The 12,941-nt window shown below is 41.3% G+C and carries 10 protein-coding genes and 1 pseudogene; 2 read left to right on the top strand and 9 right to left on the bottom strand.

All coding sequences use genetic code 11. From position 1 onward, the window contains the following. Positions 1-188: 188 nt before the first annotated feature. From DW981_RS07375 to DW981_RS15085, 9 genes and pseudogenes are all read right to left on the bottom strand, one after another. Positions 189-3,482, bottom strand: coding sequence for a GLUG motif-containing protein (locus DW981_RS07375; RefSeq protein WP_182434185.1), 3,294 nt, complete (start codon positions 3,480-3,482; stop codon positions 189-191). 56 nt (positions 3,483-3,538) lie between these two features. Beyond that, entirely contained in the window at positions 3,539-4,189 is a 651-nt protein-coding gene (locus tag DW981_RS07370; RefSeq protein ID WP_118507268.1) for a TetR/AcrR family transcriptional regulator, read from the bottom strand. Between the two features lie 315 nt (positions 4,190-4,504). Further along, positions 4,505-4,690, bottom strand: a complete 186-nt coding sequence (locus DW981_RS07365) for a nucleotidyltransferase family protein (RefSeq protein WP_118507267.1) — start codon at positions 4,688-4,690, stop codon at positions 4,505-4,507. Further along, on the bottom strand, positions 4,687-4,908 hold the full coding sequence (locus DW981_RS07360) for a hypothetical protein (RefSeq protein WP_243034687.1): 222 nt from the start codon (positions 4,906-4,908) through the stop codon (positions 4,687-4,689). The genes DW981_RS07365 and DW981_RS07360 overlap by 4 nt, the downstream gene beginning before the upstream one ends. A gap of 106 nt (positions 4,909-5,014) precedes the next feature. Beyond that, on the bottom strand, positions 5,015-5,863 hold the full coding sequence (locus tag DW981_RS07355; RefSeq protein ID WP_118507266.1) for a leucine-rich repeat protein: 849 nt from the start codon (positions 5,861-5,863) through the stop codon (positions 5,015-5,017). Positions 5,864-6,084: 221 nt separating this feature from the next. Further along, positions 6,085-8,970 (bottom strand): InlB B-repeat-containing protein, encoded by a 2,886-nt coding sequence (locus DW981_RS07350; RefSeq protein ID WP_182434183.1) that lies wholly within the window; start codon positions 8,968-8,970, stop codon positions 6,085-6,087. A gap of 306 nt (positions 8,971-9,276) precedes the next feature. Continuing rightward, the gene (locus DW981_RS07345) at positions 9,277-10,308 is read right to left on the bottom strand and encodes a nucleotidyltransferase family protein (RefSeq protein WP_182434182.1); all 1,032 of its coding nucleotides are present in this window, start codon (positions 10,306-10,308) and stop codon (positions 9,277-9,279) included. Positions 10,309-10,401: 93 nt separating this feature from the next. Beyond that, positions 10,402-11,298, bottom strand: a complete 897-nt coding sequence (locus DW981_RS07340) for an endo alpha-1,4 polygalactosaminidase (protein WP_347474528.1) — start codon at positions 11,296-11,298, stop codon at positions 10,402-10,404. 164 nt (positions 11,299-11,462) lie between these two features. After that, positions 11,463-11,749, bottom strand: a pseudogene (locus tag DW981_RS15085) (hypothetical protein); the annotation flags it as partial. 89 nt (positions 11,750-11,838) lie between these two features. Here DW981_RS15085 and DW981_RS07325 point away from each other — a divergent pair. Both DW981_RS07325 and DW981_RS07320 read left to right on the top strand, forming a co-directional pair. Then, positions 11,839-12,354: a S24 family peptidase gene (locus DW981_RS07325; RefSeq protein WP_118507261.1), complete on the top strand. Its 516-nt coding sequence runs from the start codon at positions 11,839-11,841 to the stop codon at positions 12,352-12,354. 229 nt (positions 12,355-12,583) lie between these two features. Beyond that, positions 12,584-12,940 (top strand): AraC family transcriptional regulator, encoded by a 357-nt coding sequence (locus DW981_RS07320; protein ID WP_243034685.1) that lies wholly within the window; start codon positions 12,584-12,586, stop codon positions 12,938-12,940. Position 12,941: the final 1 nt, after the last annotated feature.

The raw sequence follows: 12,941 nt of genomic DNA, 5'->3' as shown, positions 1-12,941 counted from the left end.
GCACAAATGGCAACTCCGGATTATCTATACCACTTGTTGTAATAATATCCTCTGTTTCAAACTCTACAATCTCCATCTCCGGTGTTTCGTATCTCTCTTTCATAATCTGATACTCCTTTCATTTTTGTATGAATTCTGTGTTCATGTCCATGTACTCTTGCTATTCGGTTACCTTGATCGTTCACTTACTAATTGGATTGGCATATAGACCGCGCGGTATATGCATAATTGGAAAATGCTTTCACCAGTGTCACCAGAGCATCCTCATAAGTCCCCTCCTGAGCTTGTAATACCTGATAACAGTACATCATCGCACAGTAATCTCCACTCAATGTGTTCGTACCATCAGTTACAGTAAACTTTTTTGAATTTCCTAACTCATTTGCCTTGATGTTTTCCAGAGACAGAATATAATACTGACCTCGTTTCACCGGTGTGATCTCTTTTCCGTCTACGATAAAATTCAGCTTTGACACATCGATTCCTTCCTTTGGTTCATAGAAGATATTCAATGTAGTTTCCGATTTTAACACCATACTAAGTCCGGCAAATTGTCCAAGCACTTTATTTTCAGCCTTATTTGCAACAAAACCATTAATATAACCATCAAATCGATCCTGTATTTCCAACTCATTATCATTTAAATACTTATTTGCCAGCTCATCCACCGCCTTATTAAAATACTTCTGTGAGCAGGCACCATAATTCAGCATAGCCACAGCAAAGGGATAGGCATCCTGATACAAATCAACATGATCAATTAAATATTGCGCATAGTCTCTGACGGTATAGGTATATTCTTTGCCGCACTTTCCATTTCCATCAAACATCTGCGCTTTGATATCCTGTGTCATCTCATAGGATGCTACCTCGCATGGAAATCTGTAATATGTTTTCTCTGCATTGATCGTGGTATTCGTCTGTGCCTCGGAAACCAGTACTTTCGTAACAGTTCCATTTGGAAGGGTAAACTGCATATACGCATCCTTATCTGCGATAATCTTATTCGACAACTCCATGTAGAAGTTGACGCCGATATTACCGGTAAGACTTAAGGAATAACCGGCAAGCTTCGCACCGATGCCATCAATGATTGCACCACAGTCATCGCATTTTCCATCATTGTCCAGATCCGGATGTTCACCGTAGGTATTCTTCTCTGTATTGGAATATTTATAGGACACTGGCTCTCCCGGTTTGCCCACACATCCGTTATAAATAGCGTTCTTGTAAACTTTAGCTCCACCTAAGGTCGGATAATTGTCTGTTCCGATGGTCTGTCCCCAGATGGAGCCATCGTAAGTCACAGTGTCATCACCTTCTCCGGTTGAGCAGCCCTGTGACAGGAGATACGCAACTTCACCGGTCTTGTACTGCTCTGTCGTTTTTCCTTCGACTTTTTCGGTTGTTCCCATATCATCGCCTATCGCAGTTCCTGTATAAACGGTACTGTCATAATAACAGTTTGTGATGGTTCCATTATTGTAATTACCTCCACTTAATCCTCCTACAAATTTACCTGTTGCTTTGACTTCACCCGTGTTATTACAATTTGTAATACTTGAGCTATCATTATCTCCACTCAATCCTCCTATATACTGACTCGTTCCTCTAACTTCACCTGTGTTATTGCAGTTTGTGACGGTTCCGCCATTGGAATTTTTTCCGCACACGCCACCTACATACGATTTACCGCTGACAATACCTGCATTATTACAGTTTGTAATTGTTCCGTAATTACTTCCACATACTCCCCCTACGCTTTCATCATCTTCACCAACGTTCCCCTTATTGCTGCAATTTGTAATTGTTCCGTAATTACTTCCACACACACCTCCTACAGTTTCACTTCCTCGAACAATACCTGTATTATAGCAATTTGTTATTGCTCCTTGATTCGTGTTAGATCCGCACACGCCTCCTACCTGCCATCCCTTATAGGGTTGACCATAGAAATAAGAGTCCAAAATACCTACATTAGCAATCTTACCACTGTTAACACTGAACAATCCTACAAAACTAGTCTCTTGCTTAAAATACAATCCACTGATTGTGTGGTTTTGCCCTTCAAATATACCAGTGTATGGACTTGCGCTAGTGGCAATCGGTGTCCATTCCTTGAATGTTCCCTCATTTACTGTTCCATCCGACTTCAGAACATTTTTATTCACAACAATATCCGCGGTCAGGACTGCATTCGCCGATGCATTCTGCGTCTCGCCCGAAAGCGTACCATTTACAAGTCCTACAAACCAGTAAAGCTGACCTGCATTACTGATTTCGTAAACCGCATCCTTGCTATCGTCCCCATCTATATCATACTTGTCTGTGGTAAGCTTTGCCGGCTGGTATACCTCATTACATGCACAGAAACCATTCTCGCCGATGCTGTGAGATTCCGTTTCTTTCGTTACATATCCGATTGGACAGTCTTTGCATGCCACATTTTTTATATGTTCTTTGTCATCTTTCCAAGTGTATGTAACATCACCGTCTTTGTTATGTGTATGCTCTTCTCCATCTACCAAAAGACTCGCGCCATCTGCCAAAGTGAGTTTCTCCGGATTGGTAATGCTCGCGCCACTTTCAAACTCAATGCTTTCCCCACTTGCAATTGTTAAATCTTCTTTTAAAGCGGCTGTACCATATACATATGTTTTCGTTACATTATCTTTCGTCTCATAGTCTTTCCATTTCTTTGTGATAACAGAGTTGCTGAAGCTACAATCGCTTAGTACAGGGTCTGAACAATCTAAAGCACGACTAACCACAATCTGGCTTCCTGATACATTAATTGGTTGATTTGACCTAATCACCTTACCTTCGTATCGTTCTGTTGTTGCTTTCGCTTCAACAAAACTGTCTACTATATTAATTTTATCGCCACTGATTACCGTTGAAGAATCATCATTGGCTACCACATGACTATTTTCAATCGTTACGATACCGCTGCAATCAATTTCGGAAGTCTCCAGCGTTGCTCCTATAATATTTAAATTATTATTATTTGAGACATCGTCACCTACACTGATTGTTCCGCAACTTAGACTTCCATTATGATTGTTACCATTTATTTCTAATGTAGGCACAATTCCGCTTTCTGTTGAAATACTTTGAATCAACATTTCTGATTTCATAGTATTTGTTCCGGATAAGATAATCGAAAGATCACCATTCATACTTGTAATATGTCCAGAAATAGACGCATTTTCCAGTACAAGTTGATTCTTCGTGCTGTCATAATACCAATTGGTTCCCTGATATATCGTATCATTACCAGAGACTTCATTATTTTGAAATTTCCCATTATCAATAATTTTTGTTGAGCCTATCGTCAAATATTGGGGAGTGGTTCCCACCGTAGTCTCCTCCGCCTTCGCATTCATCACGCCCCAGCCGCTGACATCCGCCGCCGACAGCACCATAAGAGCCGCCATGGCTCCAGCAAATATCCGTCTTGCTCCTCGTTTTCTTTGTTTCATATCTTCCTCCCTTTCCCTGCGATGTACTCTCGAAATTCTTCGTTTAGAAGATTCTGTCATTCAGAGATTTTCGCATAATTTAAGATCATTTCCTTGATCCTGAGTAACTCCGAGGTATAGTCCTTGTTGTCCTCTGATCCCCAGATAAATCCGCTGGCACAATACGTACAAGCCGTCATCATTGTATGCACTGTCACACGAAAAAATTCCTCCTTCGGAATATCCGTGCGGAACGTGTGATCCTCCTTTGCCTTCTCATACATCCATTCCAGTCTCGTATCGACTGAATAAAGGGATGCATGAAACTCCTCAAGCTGTTCCTCCTTCACCCCCTCATGAGTAACATAATGGTTGAAGTTGTCATTATATTGCAATAAATCCTTGTGATGCTGGTACATTTCGATATAACTGTCCAGCGTGAAAGTAAACCTATCAATTGCCGGAATATCTCCAATCGATGTAAGCGGACGCTTCGCATCCAGTGCATCCAGATACTCTTTCCATTTGGCAGCACACACCGCGATCACTAACTCCAGCTTATTCGGATAATAGCGGAATAATGTCGCGCGTCCTACTCCTGCCGCCTCTGCAATCTCTCCCATACTGACCGGCTCAATTTTCTTCTCTACAAAAATTTGAAACGCAGCATTGATAATTGCTTTTCGTCTGTTATCCTTCATACTGCTTTTTATCTGTGTCTCATTCATAAAATAACCCTTTCCGTGATACTCGCTGTCTCAATCATACTGAAAGATTATTGTCTTGTCAATATCGGATAGGGGGAAATGATCATCATTCGCTCATTATTTGTCCATTATTATTCAACACTTTCCCTACTGATCCTGTCGGATTTTTTCACAATAGTTATTTCTTGGAATGTCCTGCTTCTCCTCTCCTTACTGAAAATCATCCGAACAGCCCGGTACACCCAGTAAAACGGCAGAAGCCAGTGATGTCTTTTCAGTACCGGGCAATAATCATACTGCTCTTTCCGTCCCTTCTTCTGCGAGGATATCATTTATTCAGAACACTTTCTTGCAAAGATCCCTATTTTCTTTTTCAAAATCTGCAGTACCAAGGATCTCACACTGCTTGTCAATATAAGGAAAATCAAGAGAATCTTCCAGCCGATTCAAATACACATATTGATCCAACAGAGAACGGATCCCTGTACCGCTTCCATCAAAGTGTTTGAACATATGCGTCATAATAGCTTACGTTTCACTTCCTCCACAATATCTTTTATGCTCTCCGCCATATCCGCTTGTATGCCTACTGCTCTGTTACCAAAACTTTCCGGAACAATTGCCTGGTCAAGACTCAGTCTGATAAGACTTATATTATCATGTTCTCTTACCAGCTTTTCAAATGGAAACCGAATGATTGTTGGTGTATTAAATCCAACTCCCAGTTCCAATCTTTGCAATATTCTCTGATATAATCACAGACAGGGCAGATGGTAAAATACTGTCTTGCCAGACGGATTGTAAAGTTCTTCATATGCGACCTCTGATTCCATTCAAATTATAATTCTACTTCTGTTTCTTTTTCTTCCGGATAAATAAAGCCATTCCTGTCACTGCAATCGCTGCCGCAATTACTATCAATATAATTCCCCGCACCGGCATACTTTGTGATTTTTCGGAGGCTGTATCTGCATTTGAGCCGACGGTATTTTCGTCGGCATCTATGCCTTCATCAATTCCTGCAATCTCTGTTCCACCACCCTGCTTTTCTGTATCACCATTTTGTGCTGTAGCGCCGTCATCTGTCTTGTTTTCTTTCTTGTACTGCTCCGCAAGTTTCTTTTCCTCTGCGGCTGTATCTACTGAGGAATCAACCGTAACTTTATAATTGCTCTGATTATTGTTGGCTCCGGACTGTTCCTTAGTCTGATTATTTGATGTGCCGGACGGATTAGCGTTTCCGGCATCTTTATTTCCTGAATTATGGCCATTCTTATTGTCTGTGGCATCGGACGGATTCGACTTTCCGTTCTCATCTGTATCTTTCTTATCCGTATTCTCATTGGAATCCTCAATTTTGGTATCTGCGGAAGCAAGTACCACATTCTTGAGATTTCCGGCACCGGAAAATGCATTTGCATGAATCGTTGTAACTGTAGATGGTACGATTATCTTCTCTACCGAATTACATAATAAAAATGCATAATCATTGATTTCTGTTACCGCCTTGTCATTAATATAGGCAGGAATGGTAACCTCTTTGTCGCTTCCATTATATGCATAAATTGATACGTTTTCTCCATTATCTTCGTATTGAAAATTTCCATAATATTCTGCCGCATATACCTGCATACTTCCAAGCAGGCAAAGAAAGCAAATGCATACTGCTGTTAAAAGCATGTTTTTTATCTTCACAATCAATCTCCTCTGTGTTTAATAATTCAAATTTCTTTCCTGTAATTTTGAAAAAGCGGCGGTTTACACCGCCGCCTCCATTTTTATAATTATACCTAATCATCTAATCCTGGAATTTCACCAGTACCTCCAGAAGTTGTAATCACATCTTCTACCTCAAATTCAACAACTTCCATTTCTGCTCTTTCATACATTTCTTTTTCCATTTCTTGTATCCTCCTTTAATCATTGTATGATGCATTCTTTAAGTCACTATATATTGTTATTCGCTTACCGGAAGAATCCGTATAAACAATATATCCTATGAATGTATACTCAGAATCAGCTGTCATGGTTTTTGAATAATAAAACTGATTCTTTACATTATTTGGCGATGCATTAATTGTGCTCATTGCAGAACGAATGACTACACCCGGCGTATTCATATCAAGCGTATTCTGTTTTCCACTTACATAAACAACACCAATGTCTACTAACTCATTCCCGCTAGGAATATCATAGTTAAAATACATTGTGGCTTTTTTACTTACGCCCTGTTCCTTCACCGATATAACCGGCTCACCTATGACTATCGTCGGCTCCTTCACTACCTCACTGTCTACCTGCTCATAATATGCCGTGAGCGTGGTGTCTCCGGTGATGATGAAAGTATATGTGCTGTCATAGCTTACGATATTGCCATTTGCATCCTTCCAGCCAACAAACTGTTTACCTTCCATCGGATCTGCAGTAACCGTAACACTAGACTGTGGAGCCTTTTGCTCTGTCTGTGAACCTACTTTCAATGTATAAGTAATATCCTGCGCCTTAAATACCGGATAAAGACTGGTATTCTCACTAAAGGTCGCCGTTTCAAAATCAACCACATCTTCTGCTGTTGCACCGCTTGCCTTTGCAGACCATCCAAGGAAGTCAAATCCTACCTTTGTCGGTGCATTTACTGTAGTGGTAATCTTTCCTTCGCCGGAAACAACCTTCTGGCTGTCCAGAAGCTTTCCTGACTGATGGTAGAAACTTACAGTTACATAAGCAATCTCATTTCCTTCCTCTGTCTTAACCTTGACAAATTCCGGTGTCAATGTCGCATCACCAATCACTGTGAAGTTGTAAACAGCATCCGTACTTACCGTTGTTCCATAACTATCCTTCCAGCCTACAAATTCATAGCCATCACTCGCTGTTGCTGTCACTGTTGCTATCTGCCCATATACATACTTTCCGCCTTCTGCATCCGTACTACATGTTCCACCTTCTACGCTTTCACATGTCACTGTATATTTTACCTCGTCAAGCCATGCATAATATTCATCCGGACTGTTAGCTGCCAAAGTAAATGTATATGTACTCTCTGTTCCTACAGATGTATTGCCTGCTTTATCTTGGGTCCATCTGCTGAAAATGTATCCTACACTTGGTGTTACTTTAAGGGTAACGGTATCGCCGTTTGCATACCATCCATTTCCTGATGCTATGCCTCTTTTAGCATCCGCAAATGATATGACAATATTGTGATCTGCCTTGATAAGTCCACCTGTACCTACTGTAGATGCTGCAAGCAGCTTATCAAAGGCTGTTGCAACATCTGTATCAGAAGAAGCCTCTGTAATAGTGTCTGCAACAACAATAGCCTTTCGTAAAGCATCAATAGAAGCTGTCGTGTACTGCACATCTGCGTACTTTCCATCACTTAAATTCTGCTTAACTTTGGTAATTAGCTTTCCAAGCTGTTCAAATGTTTTAAAATCCAGCTTACAAACATCGCATTTGCCATCTAAATCTTCATCGGTGTGCTCAGCATAAGCCGGAGCTTTCTGTGTATTTGAATACGAATAGACCAGATCACCCGGATTGCCTTCACAACCTGGATAGGTTTCATTCCGATATACTGTATTCTTGGCATCCCCTGCCTTTTTCAGAACTGGATATGTATCACCATTTCCGCCAAGTGCCTGTCCCCATACAGAGCCACTGTAAGTTACGGCATCTTCACCTTCACCTACTGTACAACCTTGTGAGAGAAGATACGCAACTTCACCGCTTGCGAATTGTGCGGTGGTTTTGCCGCCATTTTCATCTTCTGTGTCTGCGAGGTAATAGCAATTTTTGATTGGCCCAAAATTGTATCCACATATACCGCTTATATCAGCATCTGAGCTAGTAGCAGTAACGGTTCCTATGTTATAACAGTTTGAAATTGGTGCAATACTACAGCCACACACACCACCCACAGAAGCTACTTGGTCGGTAGCGGTAACAGTTCCTGTGTTATAACAGTTTGTGACTGTGCCACTATTGTATCCACATATACCGCCTATAGTAGCAGATGACTTAATAGCGGTAAGATTCCCTGCATTATAACAGTTTGTGATTGTGCCGTCATTGCGTCCACACACACCGCCCACAAAATCATTCCCCTTGAAATAGGAATCAACAACTCCAACATTTTTTATGTTGCCATCAGCTTCTGAACTTCCGAATAATCCAATACGTGTTGAATTATCATTAAAGTATAAACCACTTACGGTTTTATTATTTCCGTCAAACGTTCCTGAATACAGTGTTATATGATCTTCCATACAATCTGCAATCGGTGTCCAGGTTATAAAATCACTTCCGTTGGAAACATTGCCCTCTGTGTCGTATTGTAAAGAATCAAGAAGATTATCATTTACTGTGATGTTGGCTGTCAGAATTGCATTGGCTAATGTGTTTTGTTCAATACCATCAAGAGTGCCGTTTACAAGTCCTGCAAACCAGTAAAGCTGACCTGCATTGCTGATTTCGTAAACAGTCTCTTTCATGCTGTCATCGTCAATGTCATATTTGTCAGTTGTTTCAACAGCAGGCTGATATACGATTGCATTGCATTTTGGGCAGTTCCCGAAACCGTTGCTGTTGAAAGTTATTTCAACCCCCTCATGCTTACACTCTTCCTCTTCCGTGGATTGCTGTTCAGTCTTTCCAGCACTATCATTTACCTGCACTGCAGTCTCCTCCGCCTTCGCATTCATCACGCTCCAGCCGCTCACATTCACTGCTGACAGCACCATAAGAACCGCCATGGCTCCGGCAAACATCCGCCTTATTCCTCGTTTTCTTTGTTTCATATCTTCCTCCCTTTCCGTGATACTCGCTGTCTCAATCATACTGAAAGATTATCGTCTTGTCAATATCGGATGTGGGGAAATGATTATCATTCGCTCATCATTTGTCCATTATTATTCAACACTTTCCCTACTGATCCTGCCGGATTTTTTTCACAATAGTTATTTCTTGGAATGTCCTGCTTCTCCTCTCCTTACTGAAAATCATCCGGACAGCCCGGTACACCCAGTAAAACGGCAGAAGCCAGTGATGTCTTTTCAGTACCGGGCAATAATCATACTGCTCTTTTCCCGGAAACAGTCGTTTTATTATATAAGCAGCTTTTGAAATACTTCCATCTTTTTCCGATGCTGAGACATGCTGTTTACTACTCTGCGCTCTGTCGTACCATATGCTCCGGAAGTCATATAATAATAAAGCAGCTTACTCTCTTCCGGCGAAAGAGCGTGACGAAATCTTTCCGTCCCTTCTTCTGCGAGGATATCATTTATTCGGAACACTTTCTTGCAAAGATCCCTATTTTCTTTTTCAAAATCTGCAATACCAAGGATCTCACACTGCTTGTCAATATAAGGAAAATCAAGGGAATCTTCCAGCCGATTCAAATACACATATTGATCCAATAGAGAACGGATTCCTGTACCGCTTCCATCAAAGTGCTTGAACATATGCGTCATAATATATACATAGAAATCCTCATCCGTAAAGCGATACTCGGATCGATTTCCTTTCGGACGCAGACGGTCTTTGATCCTGTCATAATAGCTTATCCACTCATTGTGATGACCCGCTCCGTAAAGTGAAGTATGCATTTCAAAATTATAAACCGGTTCTTTTTCATAGACATCATGATTTCCCTGCTCAAAAACTTCGACCTCATAACCGCGGCTTATCATGTAATCCCGGATCTGCTTCGCATAGTCTTTATCAAACAAAATGTCATTGTCCGACATCTGCCGCATGCCGATGGACGGATAAAACTCTTTTAATATCACGCCCTTTAATGGCATATGCCAAATTCTCTGCTCATCCATATAAGAAAAAATCTCTGCACGTTCCCGATCGAATAAGATTACTTTACGGATTGCTTTGGCAATACTCTGTTCCCACTCTATCGGAAGCTTCACGCCAGCCTTTTTCAGCACGGTTCCGGTAAGTGCTTCCACAAAATGAGCCTTGCTAAATCGATACATCATCTGCATTCTGTCTTCGTCGTATGCTTCCTGAAATGTCTTGATATAAGCCTTCGCAGGCATTTTCTCATTAACACCACACCCTAACAGATAAAGCAGATCACACATCATATCTGAAAGGTCCGCGTTTCTAATTTCTTGCTCCATCCTTTTCTCCTCCATCAACAATATTTTTCTCATTATATACCCACCCATATGATAAATAAGAGTATTATCTTTGGATTACTTGTTGTATAACCATTATTGAAGTTCTAGAGAATTAGAAATATAAAAATGGAAGTTCTTCTCCTTACAGTATTTTTTTATTTTTTGGATCAGTTTTTCGTCGGTTGTATATTCCAACAGATATACTTCCATTCCGTCTGCTTTGCAAGCTTCCAAATATTTGCTGTAATACTCCCGTGTTTCCCTTGTTTGCTCATTAAATGTTCCTTTATCAAAATCGATACCGCTCCACACAGATTCCTGGTTTACACCTGTCATAATATGATCAACATCCCCATAGCGTTCTCTATATTCTGTCACATATGTATCCCCACCATTGATGATGACCGCTTTTTTTAATGTCATAATGTTTTGCAAAATCGCTGTAAGACCCTCAAAAATACTTTTGCGCGGAGCATAATAATATACATCACAATTGTCTATAAAAAAACCGTCAACACCTTTTTCAAATAGTTTCTTAGAAAGCTGTTCTATAAACTTCTGCCATGCCGGGACAGACACATCCACCCATTTTTCTTCATCCCAATGCTCGTACTTGCCAATTGTAAACTTCTCGTAAGTTTTATAATATTCCCTGAAGTTTTCAACAGATCCAATATTTAGATACGTATATACCTTTGTTCCATTTTGATGGAGCGATTCGATATCCTTTTTTGTAAAATATTGCGCATCAATTACAATCAGATCATATCTTTTAAAGCGTTCCAAAGATGAGGCGTCCGCATTCAGAAACACCCCATAATCATTTTTCGCTAATGTTTTCCCATAATCATTTTTCTCTAATGTTTTCCCATAATCATTTTTCTCTAATGTTTTTACTTTATCGTCTTTTATAAAAAAGCATCCCATAATAAACATCAGAATAACTAGTAAAGCCACGGCTCCCATCTGCTTGATTTTTTTCCTGCTCAATGACACTCATCCCCTTTCCATAGTTTCCAAATCTATAACACAGTATAACACAGAATAAATGTGATATGGTGAACTAATTGAACCTCCTTAACTTAAACCATTCACTTCGTTCTTTCTGACACTGCAATCTCTGTGCCTTTCACTTTGCTGATCTCATACTCTACTCCATTCTCCCGCAGTCTGGCAGCGACACTTTCTGCCAAAACATACAGGATGATCTTCACATCTTCATCCGTCTCCAAGTCTCTCGGAGTCGTTGTGCTGTTTCCTATGGACTTGATCAGGCATGGGTATGTTCCCTCTTAACCGGAGAATCATCCCAGCCATTCGCAAAGATCTTGTTGTAAGATACACCGATACTTACGGTAAGACCTAACTCTGACTTAATTCTGCGACTGATATCCTGAGCAACTGTAAGCCCATCTCCCATAAGGGAACAGCTTCCTGACACTACCGCTGATGCCGTAATTTTCACACGGGCTGTTTGATCTTCCTGCATCTGCCGGAACCGGAGAATTTCTCGACAGCGATAACTTTGAAATGATCGAAGTAGGAAACGAAGTCGCCCCGGAAGCAGATTTTGGTATCCGAATCCACGGTGACAGTATGGAACCCCGCTATATCAACGGACAGATCGTGTGGGTACAGCAGACGGAAGAACTGGAATCAGGGGGGATCGGCATCTTCTATCTTGATGGAAATGCCTACTGCAAAAAGCTGGATTGCAGCAGACTGGGAACCTTCCTTGTCTCCCTGAATCAGAAATATGATCCGATCCAGATCACGAAGTCATCGTTTATTCCTATCTTGCCGAAGGGAGAGCCAAGCGACCAGACAGCAAGCCCCGAAAAGCCGAGCATCTTTCGTATGACCTTTGCTTTTGTGGCGGATATGCCGTCAATGTTCTGTCCGTCAACGCCCCTGATCTCCAGAAGCTCAACTCCGTTTTCCTGCATGGCTCGATCTGCCCAGCAAGGTCGGGAGCGGCTTCGTCTGCGAAAGCTACAAGTCGAAATCTCATGGCAACATCTCCAAGCTGTTTTATTGAAACTATGATAGCACAATTGCAAAAATCATCATTGCACATTACAATTTCACGCATGATGTGGTATGATATATAAGGGAATGAGATCATGGACTTTCTAAAAGAGACCGACCGCTCGGACATCGGAATCACTATTATATTCCAGGAATCAAAGATACCCTGAGTGAGCTTGCTTACTTTGAAGGCGACGACTACAGTAGGACGCTTTTATTTACAACAAAACTTGCCGGGGTCATGGATATGCTGGGAAAGCAAAGCTCACACAATCCAACAGCCGAGCCCACGATCTCCGAACAGTTGGTATGGTATGTCAACGATATGCTGTGCGAGGAAATAACTGTAGAGAGACTGGCGGAGCATTTCTTTTTAAGTGCATCCCAGTTCACCCGGCTGTTCAAGGAAGCGACAGGGGCTGAGCCTTGGGCGTGCATAACCGCCAAGCGGCTTGTCAGGGCGAGAGAACTTCTACAAAGCGGTGAGAGCGCAAAAAGAGCCGCAGAAGTTGGCAGTTTCAACGATTATTCGGTTTTCTATAAGGCATATGTAAAGCACTTCGGGGAGAAGCCGAGTGCTTTTGCAAAGGATGCAATAATATAAC

It is taken from the genome of Clostridium sp. AM49-4BH (genome assembly GCF_003478335.1).
In the GTDB taxonomy this organism is placed as follows: domain Bacteria; phylum Bacillota; class Clostridia; order Lachnospirales; family Lachnospiraceae; genus Butyribacter.
The sequence above is the reverse complement of the archived record's forward strand: the minus strand, read 5'-3'. Positions and strand labels throughout refer to the sequence as shown.

Excerpts from the sequence above, each read along its gene's own strand:
- DW981_RS07375 (WP_182434185.1), bottom strand. The coding sequence starts at position 3,482 with ATGAAACAAAGAAAACGAGGAGCAAGACGGATATTTGCTGGAGCCATG.
- DW981_RS07370 (WP_118507268.1), bottom strand. The coding sequence starts at position 4,189 with ATGAATGAGACACAGATAAAAAGCAGTATGAAGGATAACAGACGAAAA.
- DW981_RS07365 (WP_118507267.1), bottom strand. The coding sequence starts at position 4,690 with ATGACGCATATGTTCAAACACTTTGATGGAAGCGGTACAGGGATCCGT.
- DW981_RS07350 (WP_182434183.1), bottom strand. The coding sequence starts at position 8,970 with ATGAAACAAAGAAAACGAGGAATAAGGCGGATGTTTGCCGGAGCCATG.
- DW981_RS07345 (WP_182434182.1), bottom strand. The coding sequence starts at position 10,308 with ATGGAGCAAGAAATTAGAAACGCGGACCTTTCAGATATGATGTGTGAT.
- DW981_RS07325 (WP_118507261.1), top strand. The coding sequence starts at position 11,839 with ATGATCGAAGTAGGAAACGAAGTCGCCCCGGAAGCAGATTTTGGTATC.
- DW981_RS07320 (WP_243034685.1), top strand. The coding sequence starts at position 12,584 with ATGCTGGGAAAGCAAAGCTCACACAATCCAACAGCCGAGCCCACGATC.